Source organism: Pontibacterium sinense (assembly GCF_015209595.1).
In the GTDB taxonomy this organism is placed as follows: domain Bacteria; phylum Pseudomonadota; class Gammaproteobacteria; order Pseudomonadales; family Balneatricaceae; genus Pontibacterium; species Pontibacterium sinense.
In genome coordinates this window covers 394,384-415,274 of the sequence record NZ_JADEYS010000001.1, presented here as the reverse complement: position 1 = coordinate 415,274, position 20,891 = coordinate 394,384, and the positions used below count along the sequence as shown (strand labels likewise).

20 protein-coding genes are annotated in these 20,891 nt (G+C 50.8%); 2 read left to right on the top strand and 18 right to left on the bottom strand.

Annotated elements, in window-relative coordinates:
• Nucleotides 1-55: 55 nt before the first annotated feature.
• Complete coding sequence (locus tag IOQ59_RS01885; protein WP_193951550.1) at nt 56-382, top strand: c-type cytochrome; 327 nt, start codon at nt 56-58, stop codon at nt 380-382.
• A gap of 392 nt (nt 383-774) precedes the next feature.
• Here the strand turns inward: IOQ59_RS01885 and IOQ59_RS01880 are convergent, their stop codons facing one another.
• From IOQ59_RS01880 to IOQ59_RS01815, 14 genes are all read right to left on the bottom strand, one after another.
• Nucleotides 775-1,212, bottom strand: coding sequence for an OsmC family protein (locus tag IOQ59_RS01880; protein ID WP_193951549.1), 438 nt, complete (start codon nt 1,210-1,212; stop codon nt 775-777).
• A 132-nt stretch (nt 1,213-1,344) separates the two neighbouring features.
• Complete coding sequence (gene lipA, locus IOQ59_RS01875) at nt 1,345-2,334, bottom strand: lipoyl synthase (RefSeq protein ID WP_371871812.1); 990 nt, start codon at nt 2,332-2,334, stop codon at nt 1,345-1,347.
• A 7-nt stretch (nt 2,335-2,341) separates the two neighbouring features.
• Nucleotides 2,342-2,992, bottom strand: a complete 651-nt coding sequence (gene lipB, locus IOQ59_RS01870) for a lipoyl(octanoyl) transferase LipB (RefSeq protein ID WP_193951548.1) — start codon at nt 2,990-2,992, stop codon at nt 2,342-2,344.
• Complete coding sequence (locus tag IOQ59_RS01865) at nt 2,993-3,265, bottom strand: YbeD family protein (protein WP_193951547.1); 273 nt, start codon at nt 3,263-3,265, stop codon at nt 2,993-2,995.
• Nucleotides 3,266-3,278: 13 nt separating this feature from the next.
• Entirely contained in the window at nt 3,279-4,133 is an 855-nt protein-coding gene (locus tag IOQ59_RS01860) for an aminotransferase class IV (protein WP_193951546.1), read from the bottom strand.
• 64 nt (nt 4,134-4,197) lie between these two features.
• Nucleotides 4,198-5,352, bottom strand: coding sequence for a D-alanyl-D-alanine carboxypeptidase family protein (locus tag IOQ59_RS01855; RefSeq protein ID WP_193951545.1), 1,155 nt, complete (start codon nt 5,350-5,352; stop codon nt 4,198-4,200).
• A gap of 80 nt (nt 5,353-5,432) precedes the next feature.
• Entirely contained in the window at nt 5,433-6,311 is an 879-nt protein-coding gene (locus tag IOQ59_RS01850; RefSeq protein WP_193951544.1) for a septal ring lytic transglycosylase RlpA family protein, read from the bottom strand.
• A complete protein-coding gene (mltB, locus tag IOQ59_RS01845; protein ID WP_193951543.1) occupies nt 6,308-7,324 on the bottom strand; it encodes a lytic murein transglycosylase B in 1,017 nt (338 codons plus the stop codon). The genes IOQ59_RS01850 and mltB overlap by 4 nt, the downstream gene beginning before the upstream one ends.
• An 18-nt stretch (nt 7,325-7,342) precedes the next feature.
• Nucleotides 7,343-8,485, bottom strand: a complete 1,143-nt coding sequence (gene rodA, locus IOQ59_RS01840; RefSeq protein WP_193951542.1) for a rod shape-determining protein RodA — start codon at nt 8,483-8,485, stop codon at nt 7,343-7,345.
• Nucleotides 8,472-10,385 carry a penicillin-binding protein 2 gene (mrdA, locus tag IOQ59_RS01835; protein ID WP_193951541.1) on the bottom strand — a complete coding sequence of 638 codons (1,914 nt, stop codon included), beginning with the start codon at nt 10,383-10,385 and terminating at the stop codon, nt 8,472-8,474. Before mrdA ends, rodA begins: the two co-directional genes overlap by 14 nt.
• A gap of 8 nt (nt 10,386-10,393) precedes the next feature.
• Entirely contained in the window at nt 10,394-10,861 is a 468-nt protein-coding gene (gene rlmH, locus IOQ59_RS01830) for a 23S rRNA (pseudouridine(1915)-N(3))-methyltransferase RlmH (RefSeq protein ID WP_193951540.1), read from the bottom strand.
• A 5-nt stretch (nt 10,862-10,866) separates the two neighbouring features.
• A complete protein-coding gene (gene rsfS, locus IOQ59_RS01825; RefSeq protein ID WP_193951539.1) occupies nt 10,867-11,211 on the bottom strand; it encodes a ribosome silencing factor in 345 nt (114 codons plus the stop codon).
• A 10-nt stretch (nt 11,212-11,221) separates the two neighbouring features.
• On the bottom strand, nt 11,222-11,872 hold the full coding sequence (gene nadD / locus IOQ59_RS01820; RefSeq protein ID WP_371871811.1) for a nicotinate-nucleotide adenylyltransferase: 651 nt from the start codon (nt 11,870-11,872) through the stop codon (nt 11,222-11,224).
• Nucleotides 11,873-11,884: 12 nt separating this feature from the next.
• Nucleotides 11,885-13,141 carry a glutamate-5-semialdehyde dehydrogenase gene (locus tag IOQ59_RS01815; RefSeq protein ID WP_193951538.1) on the bottom strand — a complete coding sequence of 419 codons (1,257 nt, stop codon included), beginning with the start codon at nt 13,139-13,141 and terminating at the stop codon, nt 11,885-11,887.
• A gap of 237 nt (nt 13,142-13,378) precedes the next feature.
• Here IOQ59_RS01815 and IOQ59_RS01810 point away from each other — a divergent pair, with 237 nt between their 5' ends.
• On the top strand, nt 13,379-14,782 hold the full coding sequence (locus IOQ59_RS01810) for a hypothetical protein (RefSeq protein WP_193951537.1): 1,404 nt from the start codon (nt 13,379-13,381) through the stop codon (nt 14,780-14,782).
• A 12-nt stretch (nt 14,783-14,794) separates the two neighbouring features.
• On the opposite strand, the gene IOQ59_RS01805 is transcribed toward IOQ59_RS01810, so the two are convergent.
• From IOQ59_RS01805 to parE, 4 genes are all read right to left on the bottom strand, one after another.
• Nucleotides 14,795-16,024: a GGDEF domain-containing protein gene (locus IOQ59_RS01805; RefSeq protein WP_193951536.1), complete on the bottom strand. Its 1,230-nt coding sequence runs from the start codon at nt 16,022-16,024 to the stop codon at nt 14,795-14,797.
• Between the two features lie 142 nt (nt 16,025-16,166).
• Complete coding sequence (parC, locus tag IOQ59_RS01800; protein ID WP_193951535.1) at nt 16,167-18,422, bottom strand: DNA topoisomerase IV subunit A; 2,256 nt, start codon at nt 18,420-18,422, stop codon at nt 16,167-16,169.
• Nucleotides 18,423-18,486: 64 nt separating this feature from the next.
• Nucleotides 18,487-18,972: a pilus assembly FimT family protein gene (locus tag IOQ59_RS21440; protein WP_193951534.1), complete on the bottom strand. Its 486-nt coding sequence runs from the start codon at nt 18,970-18,972 to the stop codon at nt 18,487-18,489.
• 4 nt (nt 18,973-18,976) lie between these two features.
• The gene (gene parE / locus IOQ59_RS01790; protein WP_193951533.1) at nt 18,977-20,869 is read right to left on the bottom strand and encodes a DNA topoisomerase IV subunit B; all 1,893 of its coding nucleotides are present in this window, start codon (nt 20,867-20,869) and stop codon (nt 18,977-18,979) included.
• Nucleotides 20,870-20,891 lie beyond the last annotated feature (22 nt).

The window sequence follows — 20,891 nt, the reverse complement described above, 5'->3', positions numbered from 1 at the left end:
ATGTACTTCAAATGCGCAATATTGTGCGCTCTGGATAGCAAAGGAAGGGCTTCCCATGCGATTGACTGCATTGATCGTGGCCTGCCTGAGTCTGGTCACAGTAGGCTGTGAAAAAAAATTCGATCCCACTCGCCTGAAAGATGGCAAACCCCTCTACGACTACTACTGTATTAGCTGCCATCAGAATCAAGGGCTCGGGCCTTATCTGGAAAACTTACCGATTACCGATAAGAGCCTAAAAGACTATGAAATCATGCTGGTCATAAAATATGGTTACAACAGCGAACACTCAATGCCAACGTTCGATAACCTCAGTGCTGAACAAGCCGAAGCAGTTGCATCCTATATGGTTGAGAAGCGCCGTGAGCAGCAAGCTAAATAGCCACAGAGCCTTTTCCAACGGGTAGTATTTGACCACTTTAGGGTATTGCCCAGAACATGCCACACCGAGCAACTTACCCTTAGCTTATCCACAATTTAACCCCCAGAATTCCGGTATAACTTAGGCATAAATTTTGTTGATAAGCCAAATCTCTATCTATATTTTTTCTAAAGTTATTATTGACAAACGCCTTCTACAAAAAAGTTAATCACACCGATCATAAAAAGCACGATCTCCTGAAAGCCCCCATACATGGCAGATACAGACAAGTACCCCGAGCCTATACCCGGTTTATTCCCAGACTTATCAACAGATTCTGTGCGTAACCTGCCTGTCAATCCTCAGACACAAAAAAGCCGGTATAAAACCGGCTCTTGAGAATTCACTGTCTATTAAACCAACTGGTGATCAACACGTGTTTCCAGCTTGATATTGTCATGCAATGGGCAGCGATCACATACAGCATCCAGAAAGGCTTTTTTCTCACTTTCGCTCATATCAGCGTCAATGCTGGCATCAACAGAGATAGTTTGAAAGCCAACACGATCTTCTGTTTCTTTACCCATCAGACCTGCCGGGTTCAAAGTAGCATCTACTTTCAGCTCCATGCCTCGCAGATCAATTTTCTTCTGCATCGCCGCGATACGCGCAATGCTGGCAATACATCCAGCCAGCGAGAACAGGAAGTACTCCAATGGGGTTGGACCTTCGTTCTTGCCACCCGCAGCCGTCGGCTGATCGATCACCATTTTATGATCGCGGATGTCTGCATAGATAGCGCTGCTATCACCCATGTTCGCAGTGATGGAGATCGTCTTCAGTCCAGCCATGTTCGTCACCTCTAATTAAGATACGGCTAATATAGTTAGAAGTTTTTGATCCTGCAACATATCGAATCAGAATAACGGACAATAAAAAAGGAGCCGATAGGCTCCTTTAAAGAATTCTTGCTAAGAGAGGTCTTATTTAACCTCTTCTCCTTTCGCCTGCAGATCGGCATGGTAAGAAGAACGGACCAATGGACCACAGGCCGCATGCTTGAAGCCCATCTCTTTCGCCAGACGGGAAAACTCATCAAACTCTGCAGGTGTTACGAAGCGCTCCACCTTCAGGTGATCCCGGCTTGGCTGAAGATACTGACCAATAGTCAGCATATCCACATCATGCGCGCGCAGATCACGCATAACCTGAATAATCTCTTCGTTGGTTTCACCGATACCAACCATCAACCCGGATTTAGTCCGGACATCTGGGTTCTGCGCTTTAAACTTCTTCAGTAGACGCAAGGACCATTCATAATCTGAACCCGGACGTACTTTTTTGTACAGACTCGGCACCGTTTCCATGTTGTGGTTAAACACATCGGGTGGTGTCTGTGTAAGGATTTCAATCGCGATATCCATACGGCCACGGAAATCCGGTACTAAGGTTTCAATCTGAATGTTCGGGACGCGTGAACGCGTTTCGCTAACACAGTTCGCAAAGTGCTGAGCGCCACCATCGCGCAGATCATCCCGGTCTACAGAAGTGACAACAACGTAACGCAACTCCATATCCGCGATGGCTTCTGCCAACTCACGAGGTTCATCTTCAGCCAGCGGGTTAGGACGACCGTGCGCTACATCGCAGAACGGACAACGACGGGTGCAGATATCACCCATGATCATGAACGTTGCGGTACCGTGGCTGAAACACTCACCCAGGTTTGGACAGCTCGCTTCTTCACATACCGAGGACAACTTGTGATTACGCAGCTTCTCTTTGATCCGCTTTACTTCAGCATTGGATCCCATACGTACACGCAACCAGTCGGGTTTACGCGGCATTTCATCTTTTGCTGTTGGAATCACTTTTACCGGAATGCGGGCAACCTTGTCGGCACCGCGCAACTTAACACCCTGTTCAGCGCGTTTCGGATTGGAAGTTGTCATATTGTCAGTATCACGAGCCATGTAGTATTTATTCCAGAACGTCAGAATGAGAGACGTGAGTATACCCGATTTTGCCTACCAAATGATCGACCAGCTTTTGCATAAGGTCCTTCAATTCAGGCATTTCAGTCAACTCGGAAAGCTGCGTCATCGGCATGCCCGCATAACCACAGGGGTTAATCCGAAGGAAAGGCTCCATGTCCATATTCAGGTTCAGTGCCAGCCCATGAAAAGAACAGCCACGCCGCACACGTAATCCCAAAGAAGCGATTTTGGCATTCCCCACATACACACCAGGTGCATCCGGTTTAGCATAAGCATCAATGCCATAATCGGCTAACAGATCAACCAACGTGCGCTCCATGATATCAACCATTTCACGCACACCTAGCTTACGACGACGCAAGTTAATCATCAGATATACAATCAGCTGTCCAGGGCCGTGATAGGTCACCTGACCGCCACGATCCACCTGTACGACAGGAATATCACCCGTAGCCAGCAAGTGCTCTGCTTTTCCCGCCTGCCCTTGAGTAAATACCGGTTCGTGCTGTAGCAACCAGATTTCATCACGGGTATTTTCATCCCGGGTGTCAGTAAAGTCCTGCATCTTCTCCCATGTCGGGGTATAAGGCTCAATTGCCAGCTGCCGAACCAGAACCTGATCGCTCACACTCATTCACATCACCATCGTGACACGGCCGGTGTCCATCAAGGCTTTGTGCAACGCACTTAACTGCGCTTCGCCTGTCGCGGTAATACTGAATCGTACCGACTGAAAGGTACCTTTTTTACTGTCTTGCACAGTAACCGTTGAGACATCCAGATCCGGGGCGTGCTGTTGCACAACTTCGATCACCAGACTCTGAAAGTTGTCGCCACCACGGCCGAGCACTTTAATCGGGTAGTTTTCACACGGAAATTCAATTTTTGGCGCTTCTGTATCACTCATCTTTCTTTCACTTCTACTCGCCGGTCATCAGTTTTTGCTGATAACGGATAAACAGTTCAAACATAGTCGACCAGAGCGGGCCTTTCTCACCGTCCCCGACCTGATCACCATCAATTTCGATCACCGGCACTACCCCGCGGGTAGAGCTGGATATCCATACTTCGTCAGCCGTTTTCAACATCTCGTAGTCGATGTCGACTTCCTGCGAGGGAATCGCGTGTTCATCGGCCAACTGCATAATTAACTCACGGGTGGTGCCACCCAAAATCTCAGAACCACGTTTTGGGGTATAAATAACACCTTGCAGTACGATAAAGACATTGCAGGAAGAACCTTCCGTCAACTTACCGTCTCGCATCATTAATGCTTCATCCGCATCCTGCGCCTGCGCTTGATGCACCACCATTATATTAGGTAACAGGCAGGTCGACTTCACATCACAACGGTGCCAACGCAGATCAGCGGTGACGATAACTTTCATCGGCACAATGTCATCTGGACCTGCTGTATATATGTCCTTGATCGGGGTACAGCAGGCAAATACCGTCGGAGACAGATCATCACCGTATCGATGACTGCGACTATCTCCCGCTCCGCGGGTTATCTGCAGATAAACAGAAAGATTACCGCCACCATTTTGGCTGACCAACAGGTTCAGTATTGCTTCCCAGTCCTGACAGGTTTGAATCTGCAAGGCACGCAAACTGTATTCCAGCCTTGCCAGATGCTCAGTCAGGCGAAACCCTACACCCTGATAAAACGGGATCACCTCGTATACGCTATCACCAAAGAGGAATCCACGATCAAATACCGAAATCTTAGCTTTATCAGCAGGCAGGTACTCGCCGTTCAGGTACACGATATTCATAGTCTATAAACGCAAATGCCCACATCTTCTCAGATGCGGGCATCCCTGCTTACCCCAAATGTGTTTAGCCAATCAAGCCAACAAAGAACAACATAATGGAATGCCAAATACGTTTCAGCAGACCGGCTTCCGGAATATCTTCCAATGCAATCAGTGGTACCTCGCGTACCTGCTCACCATTGAGCAGAATATTTACGTTGCCGTAAACCTCTCCTTTCACGACGGGCGCTTTGATGACCTTATCGATATCCATGACGGCTTCCAACTGATCAACCTGCCCACGAGGGATAGTCACGGCCAGCGGATCGGATAAACCCACTTTCAGTTGATCCTGCATGCCCGACCAGACTGTAGCGCTGTTCAGGGCTTCATTGGCATTATAGAGCTGATGTGTCCGATAGTAACGGAATCCGTATGACAGCAGCTTCTGGCTTTCCTGCGCACGAGCCTCTTCACTGCGAGTACCCATCACCACCGAGATCAGGCGCATACCTTCACGTTTAGCAGATGCCACCAAACAGTAGCCCGCCGCATCTGTATGGCCGGTTTTCAGACCATCCACGGTTTTATCACGCCACAACAGCTTATTGCGATTGGGTTGACGAATCTTGTTATAGGTAAAGTACTTCTCGGAATAGACACCGTAATGCTCTGGGTAACGCTGAATAATTGCCCGCGCCAGCTGCGCCATATCCATAGCGGAGGATACATGAGCGTCATTCGGCAAGCCGGTAGCATTAAGGAAGTTCGAGGAGGTCATGCCCAGCAGATCCGCGTGCTGATTCATCAGATCCGCAAACGCACGCTCACTACCCGCGATATGCTCCGCCACTGCGACCGAAGCATCGTTACCCGATTGGATAACGATACCTTTCATCAAATCTTCCAGTCGGACCTGCGTACCCTCGCGAATAAACATACGAGAGCCGGGCGTACGCCATGCTTTTTCGCTAACCAGTACCAAATCCTGTTTACTAATGTTGCCTTTACCCAATTCATACGCAAGGACATAACTGGTCATCAGCTTCGTCAGGCTCGCCGGAGGAAACGCAGTATCGGCGTTTTTTGCGGCGATCACTTTACCCGTATCCGCATCCATCACGACATAGGCTCTAGCCGCAATCTGCGGTGCTGCCGGGATCAGGGAGGTGGCTTGTACGCTAACCGCACATAAGCTCAGGAACATTAAGAAGATAAGTCGAAATTTGGCTTTAAACATGTGTATCCAAATATAAAAAGCTGAATTGGGAAATGAACATTACAGGCGGTGCACAATCGTGCCCAACTGTACTGAACCCCTCAATCTAAGTCCACCAGATGGGTCTCCGGATATCCGGATCTCTCCAACTGACCGATAAGATCGCGGACCTGAGTGTCTGAGCTGACCGGACCTACCTGCACCCGATATAACACCCGATCACCACGATCAAGGTTGCGTATGACAACCTTTTCTCCGGTTAGTGCCCGCACTGCTGCCGTTACTCTCTCAGCGGCAATACGATTGCTATACGCGCCTACCTGAAGGTAACTTCCCTTCACCAGAACTGATTTCGATACTTCAGTCGCTGTCGCCCGGACTGGGACGCGAACATTCGGGGCCGAACGTACGGGTAAAGCAGGCGTTGCCGCCGCTATAACCGAGGAAGACCGCTGCCAACTGCGAGGATCAATGGCTTCGACTTCAACTTGCGCTGTCCCGCTTCGCAACATATCAAGCTTGGATGCCGCAGCATAGGACAGATCAATAATACGCCCTTGATGAAACGGACCACGGTCGTTCACCCTAACAATAACCTGCCGTCCGTTCTTTAAGTTTGTCACTCGAACATAAGTGGGAATCGGTAAGCTTTTATGGGCCGCAGTCATCGCGTACATATCGTACTTTTCACCATTTGAGGTGGCGTGCCCATGAAATTTCTTACCGTACCAAGACGCCCCACCACGCTGTTTATAGCCTTGAGCACTGTCCATAATGTAGTAGCGTTTGCCAAATACAACGTAGGGACTTTTGTTCCCGCCACGGCTTTTGGGTTCGACCCGCGGTACGGCATCCTTCACATGCGACACATCAACCGCCTGCGAAGGACCATGATCCTGCTTAATAGAGTAGCGACCGCCACCGCCGGAGGAACACCCCACCAGCAGAATCAGTGGCAGCAGGATTAAAATCCGCTTCATGACTGAGGTTTCCCGTACTCGGCCTTCACCGCCTGACTCAGTTCATGCACAGCCATCGCATATAAACGGCTGTGGTTATAACGCGTAATGACGTAAAAATTATGCAAGCCCAGCAGGTCCTGGAACTGGCCATCGGTCTCCAAACGCATCAGTGTTGCAGGCTGATCAGCCTCTAACGTGCGCGCAGCGCTGACCCCACGCTTAGACCAGTCGGCCAGCGTTAACTTCGGTTTAAGGCCGTCATTGAACCAGCTCTCGTCAGCGCTCCCGCCAAGCTGAACACCACTCACCACAGCACCATCTTTTTGCCAGCCATGGCGGGCAAAATAGTTGGCAACACTGCCAATGGCATCAGTCTTGTTCGTCCAGATATTCCGCTGACCGTCGCCATCAAAATCAACAGCATAGTTACGGAAACTGGAAGGAATAAATTGCCCGAACCCCATCGCTCCGGCATAAGAGCCTTTCAGACTGAGCGGATCAATGTTTTCCTCTTTGGCCATATGAAAATATTCTTTCAGCTGGCCGCGGAAAAACTTAGAGCGTTTAGGATAATCAAAACCCAGCGTGGTCAACGCATCCACGACACGATACTTACCCATAATGCGACCGTAGTGAGTTTCAACACCGATGATCGCAACGATATATTCTGCGGGCACACCGTACTGTTGCTCTGCCCGCTGCAACGCTTCAGCGTTTTCGTGCCAAAATGTAACGCCCCGATCAATCCGCTTTTGCTGGATAAAGATATTGCGGTATTCCCCCCATGTCAGGCGCTTTTCCGCCGGACGTGAGATCGCTTTAAGGATCGACTCCTGCCGTGTTGCTTGCTCGAGCACTGCACGTAATTCATCCTCGGCAAACCCTTCCTTTGCCATTTCCCGTATAAATGGCTCAGCCTCTGGATGCTGTGCATAGTTAGCGGGTTTCGCCGCAGAAACAGCACAACCGGCCTGCAGTAGCACTGCACTGCCTAAGATTGCAGATACGAGATGTTTTTTAACCCGTTTCATTCCGTTTTGTCCCCTGAATTACCGCAACATCATAGTTTTATGGCTATGCACAGACATCAACAAACCAAACCCCGCCATCAGTGTAACGATGGATGTTCCGCCGTAGCTTACCAGCGGTAGAGGTACGCCTACCACTGGCAAAATACCACTGACCATGCCCATGTTGACAAAAACATAGACGAAAAATGTGAGGGTAACACTCCCAGCCACCAAACGCCCAAAACTGTGCTGAACATTTGCTGCCATCCATAACCCGCGTCCGATGATTGCTGCATAAAGTACGAGCAGCAGCAGGACACCAATCATCCCCATCTCTTCTGCAATGACAGCAATAATGAAGTCTGTATGTGATTCTGGAAGAAAATCCAACTGTGACTGCGTGCCGGAAAGCCAACCTTTGCCGGTTACACCACCAGAACCAATCGCAGTTTTTGACTGAATGATATTCCAGCCGGACCCTAAGGGGTCACTCTCCGGATCTAAGAACGTCAGTACACGCTGCTTCTGGTATTCTTTCATAACCATCCACAAACCCGGCAGCGCAGCCCCCGCCACCGTCAGTGCACCAAATACATATCGCCACTTTATACCGCTGAATAACAGAACAAAAACACCGGATGCAGCAATCAGCAATGAGGTACCCAAATCCGGCTGTTTCATGATCAATACAGTGGGTACGCCAATCAACACCAGTGCAAAAAAGGTGTGCTTTAACCCGGGCGGTAAAGCCCTGACCGCTAAATACTGAGCCACCATTAAGGGCAACACGAGTTTCATAATCTCAGATGGCTGAAAACGGAAGCCTGGCAACTGAATCCAACGTTGGGCTCCCTTGGCCCCCACCCCGAACAAAATAACACCGATCAGTAGCAATACGCCCATAGCGTACAACCAGGGAGCCCAACGACCGAATAACCGAGGATCAAGCTGCGCCAGAATGATCATTGCGCCAAACCCTGCCCCCATTCGAATCGCCTGGCGCTGAACATACGCACTGTCCTGACCGGATGCGCTGTACAACACAAACAGGCCAAAGGCGCAGAGTGTAATCAGTAACACCAACATAATCGGGTCGAGCTTGGTATAACTCCAGAGCGAACGACGCCGACGCAGCGAGTCACTCGCTTCTGGCATATGACGGCGGAACTCAGTCGTGCTCATAACCCATCAAGCTCTCAATTTCAGTTTCTTTAACAGCCTCTTCACCCACCAAATAGGCATCCATCACCTTACGGGCAATCGGTGCAGCAGTCGTAGAACCGCCCCCTCCGTTTTCAACAATCACCGCCACCGCAATCTGAGGATTTTCAACCGGTGCAAAGGCTACAAATAGCGCGTGATCACGTAACCGTTCGGCCAACTTTTCCGCATCGTATTCTTCATCCTGCTTGATACCCACGACCTGAGCCGTGCCGGTTTTACCTGCGAAACGGTATTGAGCACCTTGCGCGGAAAGACGGGCGGTCCCTCTTGGGCCATGCACAACATCTACCATGCCCTGGATAATGGTATCCCAGTATTCAGGATGTTTGAGTTTCACATCATCCGGTTTGCTCCGACCGTAGTCGTGATTCAGGTCAGTCGTAGTAAAGCCTTCTTCATCAGCCTGATACACCCCTTTCAGCATACGAGGCTGCACCCAGCGCCCCCGGTTTGCAATAACCGCTGTGGCGGTCGCGAGCTGCATCGGTGTCGACAATAGAAAACCCTGCCCTATGCTCAAATTAAGTGAGTCACCGGGATACCAGGGTAGGCGTCGACTGTTACGTTTCCACTCCCGGGAAGGCAAAATACCGCGTGTGGCTTCGGGCAAGTCGAGACTTTCGATAGAACCAAACCCAAAATATCCCAGATATTCCGACATCGGATCTATGCCCATCTTGTGACCGGCAGAATAAAACCAAACATCACAGGACTGAGCCAGCGCCAGATTAAGCCCCACGGTTCCATGACCACCGCGTTTCCAGTCCCGGTATTTACGCCCACCGTTGGTCAGCGTGAACCAACCGGGATCACTGACCTTAAACGCGGGGGATACCGACTCAGAATCAATAGCAGCAAGCGCGATGATCGGTTTAACTGTCGACCCCGGCGGATAACGTCCGCGCAATGCCCGGTTAAACAGCGGTAGATCATCCGATTCACGCAGCGCACCGTAATCCTTATTGGAGATCCCTGTTACAAAGAGGTTAGGGTCGTATCCAGGCGTTGAGACCAGCGCCAGAATGCCGCCATCGTTTGGATCAATCGCAACCACTGCTGCCCGGCGTCCGTCCAATAATTTCTCAGTCACCTGCTGCAGTTTAAGGTCAAGACTCATCACCAGGTCCTTGCCCGGCACGGGGTCACTGCGCTCAACAACACGCATAATCCTGCCACGTGCATTCGTCTCTACTTTCTGGAAACCGACATCCCCATGAAGCTCTGCTTCATAGTATTTTTCGACGCCTAATTTACCGATGTAGTGCGTCGCAGAATAGTTGGTTTCATCCACTTTCTGCAGTTCACGTTCGTTAATTCGCCCCACATATCCCAGCGCATGCACCAGGGATGATCCATAGGGGTAGTAACGAATCAGGTCAGCCTCAACCCTCACACCCGGTAAACGGTGATAGTTAACAGAGATCCGAGCGATCTCTTGTTCCGTCAGGCGAAAACGCAACGGCACCGATTCAAAGGGACGACGACGCTGTTTGAGTCGTTTTCGAAAACGCTCTATCTGACGATCCGTAATTGGTATGAGTTCTTGCAGACGAATCAGAGTTCCGTCTAGATCCTGAAGCTCTTCTTTCAGCAATGTCACGCTGTAGCTGGGCTGATTGTCCGCTAACAACACGCCATTACGGTCATAGATCAAGCCGCGTGTCGGCGCGACCGGCTGCAGCTGAATACGGTTTTTATCTGACAGCGCAGTAAAACGGTCATGTTCCGTCACCTGCAGAAAGTAAAAGCGAGACACCAACCCGAACAGCGCAATGATCACCAAGATAAAGGCGATAACTGCTCGGATCTGAAACGTCCGGCTTTCCCGGTGGTGATCTTTAAAACGTGAAGGACTCATCCAAGCCCCTATTTGTGATAGGGGTGGCCCTGGATCACTGTCCAGGCGCGATAAAGCTGCTCAGCCAACAATACCCGCACCAGCGGATGGGGCAGAGTCAGGGCAGACAGGGACCACTTCTGGTCAGCTAGGGCAACACAGCGGCTATCTAAGCCATCGGGGCCACCAACCAACAGAGAAACATTACGCCCATCCATGCGCCAGGTTTCGAGCTGATCGGCCAAATGTTCGGTGGACCAGTTTTTACCGCCCACTTCCAGTGCGATAACCCGATCTCCTTTTGGGATCGCTGCCAGCATCTGATCACCCTCAAGCTTTTTAGCCCGGGCCAGATCGCTGTTTTTGCCGCGATGGCCCAGAGGTAACTCAACGAGTTCCAGCTGCATCTCCTGTGGTAACCGTTTGGCATATTCACTATAACCATCGGTTACCCAGCGTGGCATCTTGCCGCCAATGGCGATCAGGCGCACTTTCATCGGGGTTACTTAGCCTCGCTCTCGGTCTCGTCGATGCTCCACAGGCGTTCGAGATCGTAGAAGCTACGTGCGTCAGGCATCATAACATGCACCACCAGATCACCCAGATCGACTAAGATCCAGTCACCGGTTTGCTGACCTTCGACACCCATCGGCTGTAAACCCAACTTTTTAACCTTCTCTGCCACGTCCTGAGCAGTTGAAACCACATGACGGGAAGAAGTTCCGCTCGCGATCAACATGTAATCGGTAATTGTCGACTTACCACGCACATCCAGCAGAGTGATATCTTTGGCTTTCATGTCTTCCAAAAAGCCGGTAACCAGTTCGATCAGTTTTTCTGTCTGCATTTGTCTCAATTCAATTAGTTAGATAACCGTAAAGGTTATGATCTTTTATATATGCCCAGACCGGATCAGGGAGCAGGTAGCGGGGCGAATTGCCGCGCGTCACCAACTGACGAACCTGAGTGGCTGAAATACCCAGCGGGGTCATTTCATGGATCAGGACATGACCTGCCGGTTTACTCAGCAACTCAGCCTTATCCGTTACACGGTTGGCACTGGTAAAACGTTGCATGATTTCGTCGGGTTCAAAATGATATCCAGGACGCGCCACGACGATAATATGCGCATAGCCCAGAAAATCCTGCCACTGGTGCCACTTTGGCAGCGTCAGGTAAGCATCCATACCCATCACCATACAAATGGGATGATGCTCGCCTAACTCCTCACGCAATCCTTGTAAGGTCAGTAACGTATAGGAAGGTTTATCCGACGCGACTTCACGGGCATCAGCCCGTAAAGCAGGTTCAGGCAAAACGGCTGCATCTACCATGGCCAGGCGCTGTTCCGATGTACAACCCGGCGCATCACGATGCACGGGTTGCTTTGACGGAACCAGGCTGACCTGAGCAACGCCCAGCCACTGCTGAATCTCTAGTGCGGTCCGCAAATGGCCATTATGTATGGGATCAAAAGTCCCACCCATAAAGACAAAAGCCTCGTTCACCGATAGCTCCACTTAATTACGGATATGACCGTCACCCAACACGACGTACTTCTCAGATGTCAGGCCATCCAGCCCAACCGGTCCACGTGCATGGATCTTATCGGTGGAGATGCCAATCTCAGCACCCAGGCCGTATTCAAAACCATCTGCAAAGCGCGTTGACGCATTCACCATGACAGAACTTGAATCCACTTCAAGCAAAAATGCGCGGGATTTAGTGTAGTTTTCCGTAATGATCGAGTCAGTATGGTGTGAGCCGTACTTGTTGATATGGCGAATCGCTTCCGCCATATCGTCCACCAGCTTGATCGACAAGATTGGCGCCAGGTATTCGGTGGACCAATCTTCTTCAGTCGCTTCGTTGATATACGGCAGCAGTTCGCGGGTAGCGTCACAACCTCGCAACTCGACACCAATGGCCTGATAGCGCTCGGCCAGTTCAGGCAGAACGTCTGCCGCAACCGATCGGTTCACCAGCAACGTTTCCATTGTATTACAGGTACCGTAGCGGTGGGTTTTGGCGTTGATCGCCACATTCACCGCTTTGGCTTTATCCGCATCACTGTCGATATACACGTGGCAGATACCATCCAGATGCTTAATCACTGTCACTTTGGCATCAGCACTGATACGTTCGATCAGGCCCTTGCCTCCGCGTGGTACAATCACATCCACATATTCCGGCATGGTAATCATTTGACCCACCGCAGCACGGTCGGTCGTTTCTACAACCTGTACGGCAGTCTCTGGTAAACCCACCGCGGTTAAACCGGATTTAATGCACTCAGCAACGGCCTGATTCGAATTAATCGCTTCAGAACCACCGCGTAGAATCGTCGCATTACCGGATTTCAGACACAGGCTCGCCGCCTCAACCGTAACGTTCGGACGAGATTCGTAGATGATGCCAATCACCCCCAGCGGTACACGCATCTTACCAACCTGAATACCAGTCGGTCGGTACTTCAAATCAGTAATGGCACCTACGGGGTCAGGCAAACCGGCAACCTGGCGCAAACCTTCGATCATTGTGTCGATACGCGCAGGCGTCAGTTCCAAACGATCCAGCATCGCATCGTCTAAACCATTAGCGCGACCGTTATCCAGATCTTTCTGGTTAGCAGATTGCAGCGCATCACGGCTATTATCAATGGCATCAGCCATCGCCAGCAATGCTTCGTTTTTAGTGCCTGTGGCAGCTTTAGCTATCAACCGGGCAGCATCTCGTGCCTGCTGGCCCAGCTCAATCATGTACTCTTCTACGTTCATGAAGTCGTCTTCCCGATCAGTAATCGACCCATTATAGCGCCGTCGTTGTCCCGGGTCATGGTCACACTTCGCTGAATTCGATTAACCATTCCTGAAATCTCCTGCTATCATTGAACGTTTGTCACCCGCGGTGGCCTAACCTCTTCTATATTTAGACTTTAAGTATCTGATTTAAGCTATATAAACGTGAGCACGGATAACCGCCCCGCCCTATTATCAAATAAATCCCTGTCTTTGATGGCTGCCTTGGTTTTCCTGGGGAGCGTACTGCTGGCGGGGGGATACCTGTGGTTTGCGTCCAGCCAACAAGCTGACGCGGAAACCCGTCGTCTCGGCCATTCGCTGGCCAAACAAACAACATTTTTGATCCGCCCCCTGATTCTGGCCGACGACCGAATCAGCGCAAACTATCTACTGAAAGAATTAGTTGAGCTGGATTATGTCTCGGGCATGCAACTCTCGGATGCCCGTGAACAGATCGTCGCGCGCTCAGGAAACAATGAAGGCATTCACGTACAACGACAAATGATGCAGCAGGAACGTCAGATTGGCACGCTCACATTGTGGTTGAATCCCAACTCTCTGCAGCAAGCGCTGCATAAACAACTCCTGCTGACGTTGCTGTTTGTCCTGCTGAGCGGAAGCCTGACAGCAATTGTACTCTGGTACCGATGCAGAGCCGCCGATTCAACACCAGGCATAGTACCAACAGAGGATTTCTCACAAACGCTGGCGCGGGCAATTCCAGAATCTGAAGAAACAACATCCGCAGCACATAGCAACCCGCCCTCAATTGATCCACTGAGCCCAGAATCTGTCGCTGAAGAGACTTCAGAGCCAAACGTATCGATCAACAGTGATAGCCACGCAGAAGAACTGACTGTCGATTTAATCACCCCAGATACTGAGCAGATAGACACAACGATCGAACTGGAAGAGCAAACTCTCACCGCAACACCTGAGAAAGAGAATCCGCTGTTAAAACGCGGAAGAGACGAAGAGCAGCTGGATCTATATAGCTTCGAACATGAAATGGAGCTCATGCTGACCGCCGAAAATGCCGCTTATATGCTGTATATCGATACAACATCAGCACATACAGAATATGCGGATACCGCCGAGCGTGACGAACTTTTAAAGGTTTATCACCAATTGGCTAACCAGGTGGCACATATATACAGCGGTGAACTTGAAATCCATCCCGGTGGCGATATGCAAGTGCTGTTCGGCGAGCCAATGGACAACGATGCCCATGGTGTGAACGCTCTGTGTTCAGGGCTGCTGTTTGTGCTGCTGTACAAAGGGTTTAATCAACAACGTATTGGTCAGTTCAAACCAGTGTTGAATCTGCACATTGCATTGGTACGTGGTCACCGCAGTAAGCCACAGATTCTACAAGAGGAATCCCGGTTTCTGACTCGCACAACCCAAAGTAACGAATTGATCAGCCATACGGCCCTGACAGAAGCCCCTGATATTAAACGGGCGCTGCTGAAGGATGCCGATATCCGCCGGGAAGATGAAGACAAAGTGCTCATTCACAAGGTTGAAAAGCGATACCAGACACTGTTTGAGAAACAATCAAATCATCTGCTAATCAAACTCGCACAACACAACAACACGTTGGATAACGCACATTAGCAGGCGCCAGTTTCAACCAATCATCGCACCATCTTTGCCACTTTTTTTCACAACGTACATACGGGTATCTGCCGCTTTCAGTAAGGCATCCACATCTTCACCCTGATCTGGTGCAATAGCTCCACCCACAGAACAACTTACCTTTAAACCCAGTTCAATATTATCAAACGGTTTACGCAAGGCATCCATAATACGGGTAGCTAATTGATCTTTGGCTTTTAACGCATCCCGACCAAAGATGAGAATCGCAAACTCGTCGCCACCAATGCGCGCCACCAGATCATCTCCCCGCAATACTCGATCAAGACGACCCGCGATTTCGGTTAACACCTGATCACCTGTTTTATGGCCAAAACGATCATTGATCCCTTTAAAATCGTCAACATCCACATAAAGTACAGCCAGCTTTTCACGCTGATCACGCGCGGAAACCAGTGCCTTTTCTGCCGCCTCATTAAACGCCTGTCGATTTGGAATCTGAGTCAGCGCACAACGATAAGCGAGATGTTTATAGGTCTCACTGCGCCTCAACGCTTCATCGGCCTCCTCCTCCGATCTCGCCAGCATCTTCTGCATCTCATTTCGGGCAAGCATCGTTTCAGCCAGGCGCTCCAATAACCCCATGTGTCTATGCGCCCAAAATCCAATCAACGGCACCGCCAATAGACCAATCAGCAACATATTGATTAGAAAATCGAACTCAGCTTGCATCTGCTGATTGATCTCGTGGTTATATCGTTCATGGGCACTTTCCAACACCGCCAGCGCTTCAATGGCCTCCGTATCACTGACTAACACTCGCTTATCCAGCACGTTGGGCGTCAGCTGCTCAAGCACACCCGCCTCAGCAAGTTGTACCGCATTCAGATAGGCGTCAAAGGTCTTATGGATTGCATTCAGCGCCGCTTGCTCTTCAGTATTCACCGTTAGCAAACGGTATGTATTTAAAGCGCTATGGAATTCAGACGTATCGATTGTGAGTCGTTTCAGATATGCAGGATCTTGTCGCAGGACATAGTTCTTAAAGTTGTGGATAAAACCACCGTACCCTGCGGCACGATGTATACGCGTCAACGCATCAGCACGCTGTGAGGTTTCATAACTGTATTCACCCCATGCCTGCCGCAGTTGCACAAGATTGTAGAGTAGCGCACCACCAAACATCAGGACGGAGATAGCCAGAAATGTTGCCAGTGCTGCTGTGCGTCGCTTATAACGCAGATTGAGTAAACGCCCATCCATTGGAGCTGTCCTGAAGTCCCTGTTTTTCGGCCAGATACACGAAAGTACCTTTACCTGATGACGATATCGTTTGATGCGTCAGAGTAATCCAGCCTAGTTGAAAACGGACAGGATTCAACCTGCCCGTAATAGGTTTAATTTTTTACTCGGTGCCGATCACTTCAAGTCGATCCACTCGCTGATAACCACGAGGCAATTTATTACCCCGACGACCGCGTTCACCTCGGTAGTGCTCCAGATCTGCAGCCTTCAGTTTGTGGTGCTGACGACCAGAATGCACAACCAGCATATCGTTCGTGCCCAGTACGGTGAGTGCCACCAGTACTTCCTCTCCGGCGGCTGAACGGGCAGATGGGATGTTGATAATCTTATTCCCTTTACCCCGTGCCAACTCTGGCAGATCAGCAACTGGGAACACCAACATTCGCCCTTCATTGGTCACCGCAGCCAGCAGCTTGTTCTCTGTGGTTTCCAGATGCTGTGGCGTTAACACCTTGGCATTTTTAGGCAACGTCAGAACAGCCTTGCCGTTTTTGGTTTTGCTGGTCATATCCGCTAATTTGGCAACAAAGCCATACCCCGCGTCACTGGCCAGCAATACCCGATCTGTATCTTTTCCTGCAACAGCGGCATCGATCGTAGCACCTTTGGGCAGGGTAATACGCCCCGTCACGGGCTCTCCCTGTCCACGGGCTGACGGGAGCGTATGTGTATCAACCGTATAACTTCGACCGGTAGAATCGATCAGGAGTGTCGGTTGATTCGTCCTGCCACGGCAGGCGAGCTTGAACGCATCACCTGACTTATAATTCAGTCCGTGTGCATCAACATCGTGTCCCTTCGCTGCCCGTACCCAGCCCTGCTTAGAGATCACTACGGTAACAGGATCTGCCGTAAGCAGATCTTTTTCACTGAACGCTTGAGCTTCACCGCGCTCAACGATAGGAGAACGGCGCTCATCACCAAACTGTTCAATCGCTTCGCTGATCTCTTCTTTGATCAGTTTACGCATCAAACTGTCTGAGCCTAGCGTCGCCTCCAGATACTTGCGCTCTTCATCCAGTTCTTCCTGCTCGCCTTTGATCTTAAACTCTTCCAGCTTAGCGAGGTGACGCAGTTTCAGATCAAGAATAGCGTTAGCCTGGATATCGCTCAGCTTAAACCGATCCATCAACTCCTGCTTCGGATCGTCCTCATGACGGATGATCGCAATCACCTCATCAATATTGAGGAACGCCACCATCAAACCTTCGAGGATATGCAAACGATCCAGCACCTTTTCTAACCGGTGCTGTAAACGGCGAGTGACCACGCTGGTTCGCCAGCCAAGCCATTCACCCAAGATCTGATGCAGGTTTTTCACCTGTGGCTTGCCATCAACCCCAATCATGTTGAGGTTCACACGGTAAGAGCGCTCCAGATCCGTCGATGCGAACAGATGTGCCATCAGCTGCTCAATATCCACCCGATTCGAGCGTGGTACGATCACCAGGCGCGTTGGACTTTCGTGATCAGACTCATCTCTCAGGTCACTGACCATCGGCAACTTTTTCTGCTGCATCTGCTGGGCGATCTGCTCCAGCACTTTCGCGCCGGATGTCTGGTACGGTAGCGCGGTGACAACAATCTCACCTTGCTCTTTTTCGTATACCGCTCGCATCCGAACCGATCCGCGTCCGCTTTCATAGAGCTTTCGCAACTCATGGCGCGGCGTAATAATCTCAGCGGATGTTGGCATATCAGGGCCAGGGACCATCTGGCAGAGGTCATCCAGTGTCGCTGTTGGGTTCTCCAACAGGTGAATACAAGCGCCCCCCACTTCCCGCAGGTTGTGCGGCGGTATATCCGTGGCCATACCTACCGCGATACCCGTACCGCCGTTCAGTAATACATTCGGTAAACGCGCGGGCAGTACTTCCGGCTCATTCAGCGTGCCATCAAAATTTGGAATCCAGTCAACCGTGCCCTGAGCAACTTCTTTCAATAAGACTTGCGAGTAGGCTGCCAGACGCGATTCGGTATAACGCATGGCAGCGAAAGATTTAGGGTCATCCTGAGAACCCCAGTTTCCCTGACCGTCGACCAACGGGTAACGATAACTGAACGGCTGCGCCATCAGCACCATCGCTTCGTAACAGGCCGAATCACCATGAGGATGAAACTTACCCAGTACATCACCCACGGTACGGGCCGACTTTTTGTGCTTAGAGGCGGCATTCAATCCCAGCTCCGACATCGCATACACAATTCGACGCTGCACCGGCTTCATACCGTCACCAATATGCGGCAGAGCGCGGTCGAGGATGACGTACATGGAGTAATCCAGATACGCCTTTTCGGTAAAGTCTCTCAGCGCAATGCGCTCACCACCTTCGGTAAACGTGGTTTCTACGCTCATCAGGATTCCTTAATTCTTATGACATCCGGCAGTAAACACTGCCACCTGCTTGTTCTTTTTGGTATCAGTTACAACCGGCGTTGGCGCGGCTCACTATATAGGGATTAGGGCTGCCAGCATCAGGATCAGCTTCCTGATACTGCACGTAGCATCCATTGTCACTATTGTCATAACCGATGCGCACCCGATTGTTTACGCTGGTATCAACGGTTAAGCCTGCTGAAGGAGACAACCCGAGCAGATCCACGATATCGGCGTGCCCCGCCGTACTGACACGGGCTTCGGGGTACCCATATTTAAGCTCCACAACCAAACCGTCGATGACAACATCCTCATCATTACGGGCCTGATTTTGCACACTGCGCAGTACCGCCTCGGCATGCACCAGATTCGCAATCGAGTGCAGTTTGCCTTCAAGATGTTCCAACACAGATTCCCGCGCGTTATCACCAATATCGACAAAACGAGGCAGCGCCACCGCCGCTAGAATGCCCAATAGCGCTATCACTACGACCAGCTCAACAATCGTAAATCCCTGTGCTGATTTCATCCTGTCAGACCTCTGCAAGGTTACCTTTGGACTCCAGCCACCCTTTGCGGTCACCGGAGCGTTTTTTAGCTAACAGCATGTCCATCGTTTCATTGGTACCATCACCCGGCTCTACCATCAGCTGGACCAAACGGCGGGTATCGGGTGCCATGGTGGTTTCACGCAGCTGAGGCGGGTTCATCTCACCCAGTCCTTTAAAACGCTGCACCCCAACTTTTGCATTTTTACGTTCAGAGCGGATACGTTCGATGATGCTGTCCCGTTCATTGTCATCCAGAGCGTAATACACCTCTTTGGCAACATCGATCCGATACAGCGGCGGCATCGCCACATAAACATGCCCCTCCGCCACCAGCGAACGGAAGTGACGGACAAACAAAGCACAAAGTAGCGTTGCGATGTGCAAACCGTCAGAGTCAGCATCGGCAAGGATACAAATTTTTCCGTAACGCAGACCGTCGAGGTTATCAGAGCCCGGATCAACCCCAATGGCGACAGAGATATCGTGAATCTCCTGCGACCCCATCGTATCTGGTGATTCAACCTCCCAGGTATTCAGAATCTTACCGCGTAGCGGCAGGATCGCCTGAAACTCACGTTCACGTGCCTGTTTCGCCGAGCCCCCTGCCGAATCACCCTCGACCAGAAAAAGCTCCGACTGCATGGCGTCACCGCCAGAGCAATCTGCCAGCTTACCCGGCAACGCGGGGCCCTGAGTGACTTTTTTACGTATAACTTTTTTATTAGATCGCTGTCGACGCTGCGCGTTAGAGATCACCATCTCCGCCAGCTTTTCACCCTCTTCTACATGGCGATTGAGCCAGAGAGAGAATGCGTCTTTTAGCGCTCCGGTAATAAAACCTGCGACATGCCGTGAGGAAAGGCGTTCTTTTGTCTGTCCTGCAAACTGAGGATCACGCATTTTGGTGGACAGCACATAGGCACATTTATCCCAGATATCATCCGCCGTCAGTTTGACCCCACGCGGTAGCAGATTACGGAACTCACAGAACTCACGCATCGCCTCCAGTAAGCCGGAACGCATGCCGTTCACATGGGTTCCCCCCTGCGCTGTCGGGATCAGGTTGACGTAACTTTCACACACCAGCTCGCCACCTTCAGGCAGCCATTGTACCGCCCACTCCACCGCATCCTCTTCGCCTTGCAAAGACCCTGAAAACGGTGCGGCAGGCAATGTTTCAAAAACCTGGGTTGCGCCCTGAAGGTAGGCGGTCAGCCCATCTTCATACAGCCATTCATCTTTTTCTTTCTCAGCGCCCGTCAGGTTGGTAAAGGTCATTTTTAGACCGGGGCACAACACCGCTTTCGCACGCAGCATATGCTTCAGGCGGGTCACACTGAATTTGGGAGAATCAAAATACTTTGGATCAGGCGAGAAACGCACCGTCGTCCCGGTATTTCGCTTACCGCAGGTATCAACCACCTCCAGATCAGAGACTTTATCGCCATCTGCGAAGCCAATACGGTAAACGTTACCGTCACGCTTCACCGTCACTTCCAGGAGTTTAGAGAGCGCGTTCACAACTGATACACCCACCCCGTGCAAACCACCGGAGTATTTGTAGTTGTCGTTGTTGAACTTACCCCCGGCATGCAATTTACAGAGGATCAGCTCTACGCCACTCACCCCTTGCTCAGGGTGGATATCCACCGGCATACCACGGCCGTCATCGCTGACGGATACGGAGTGGTCTTTATGCAAAATAACATCGATCTGCTTGGCATGACCCGCCAGTGCTTCATCCACCGAGTTATCGATCACTTCCTGCGCCAGATGGTTTGGGCGGTCAGTTTCGGTGTACATGCCTGGACGACGTTTTACCGGGTCCAGTCCGCTGAGGACTTCAATCGCATCAGCTGTATATTCATTCGTCATCTAATAAATCCTTAACAACCGT

Excerpts from the sequence above, each read along its gene's own strand:
- IOQ59_RS01815 (WP_193951538.1), bottom strand. The coding sequence starts at position 13,141 with ATGAACGTAGAAGAGTACATGATTGAGCTGGGCCAGCAGGCACGAGAT.
- IOQ59_RS21440 (WP_193951534.1), bottom strand. The coding sequence starts at position 18,972 with ATGAAATCAGCACAGGGATTTACGATTGTTGAGCTGGTCGTAGTGATA.
- rlmH (WP_193951540.1), bottom strand. The coding sequence starts at position 10,861 with ATGAAAGTGCGCCTGATCGCCATTGGCGGCAAGATGCCACGCTGGGTA.
- IOQ59_RS01855 (WP_193951545.1), bottom strand. The coding sequence starts at position 5,352 with ATGTTTAAAGCCAAATTTCGACTTATCTTCTTAATGTTCCTGAGCTTA.
- IOQ59_RS01805 (WP_193951536.1), bottom strand. The coding sequence starts at position 16,024 with ATGGATGGGCGTTTACTCAATCTGCGTTATAAGCGACGCACAGCAGCA.
- rsfS (WP_193951539.1), bottom strand. The coding sequence starts at position 11,211 with ATGCAGACAGAAAAACTGATCGAACTGGTTACCGGCTTTTTGGAAGAC.
- mrdA (WP_193951541.1), bottom strand. The coding sequence starts at position 10,385 with ATGAGTCCTTCACGTTTTAAAGATCACCACCGGGAAAGCCGGACGTTT.
- IOQ59_RS01885 (WP_193951550.1), top strand. The coding sequence starts at position 56 with ATGCGATTGACTGCATTGATCGTGGCCTGCCTGAGTCTGGTCACAGTA.
- IOQ59_RS01865 (WP_193951547.1), bottom strand. The coding sequence starts at position 3,265 with ATGAGTGATACAGAAGCGCCAAAAATTGAATTTCCGTGTGAAAACTAC.
- parC (WP_193951535.1), bottom strand. The coding sequence starts at position 18,422 with ATGAGCGTAGAAACCACGTTTACCGAAGGTGGTGAGCGCATTGCGCTG.
- mltB (WP_193951543.1), bottom strand. The coding sequence starts at position 7,324 with ATGAAACGGGTTAAAAAACATCTCGTATCTGCAATCTTAGGCAGTGCA.
- rodA (WP_193951542.1), bottom strand. The coding sequence starts at position 8,485 with ATGAGCACGACTGAGTTCCGCCGTCATATGCCAGAAGCGAGTGACTCG.
- IOQ59_RS01810 (WP_193951537.1), top strand. The coding sequence starts at position 13,379 with ATGGCTGCCTTGGTTTTCCTGGGGAGCGTACTGCTGGCGGGGGGATAC.
- IOQ59_RS01850 (WP_193951544.1), bottom strand. The coding sequence starts at position 6,311 with ATGAAGCGGATTTTAATCCTGCTGCCACTGATTCTGCTGGTGGGGTGT.
- IOQ59_RS01880 (WP_193951549.1), bottom strand. The coding sequence starts at position 1,212 with ATGGCTGGACTGAAGACGATCTCCATCACTGCGAACATGGGTGATAGC.
- lipB (WP_193951548.1), bottom strand. The coding sequence starts at position 2,992 with ATGAGTGTGAGCGATCAGGTTCTGGTTCGGCAGCTGGCAATTGAGCCT.
- lipA (WP_371871812.1), bottom strand. The coding sequence starts at position 2,334 with ATGGCTCGTGATACTGACAATATGACAACTTCCAATCCGAAACGCGCT.
- parE (WP_193951533.1), bottom strand. The coding sequence starts at position 20,869 with ATGACGAATGAATATACAGCTGATGCGATTGAAGTCCTCAGCGGACTG.
- IOQ59_RS01860 (WP_193951546.1), bottom strand. The coding sequence starts at position 4,133 with ATGAATATCGTGTACCTGAACGGCGAGTACCTGCCTGCTGATAAAGCT.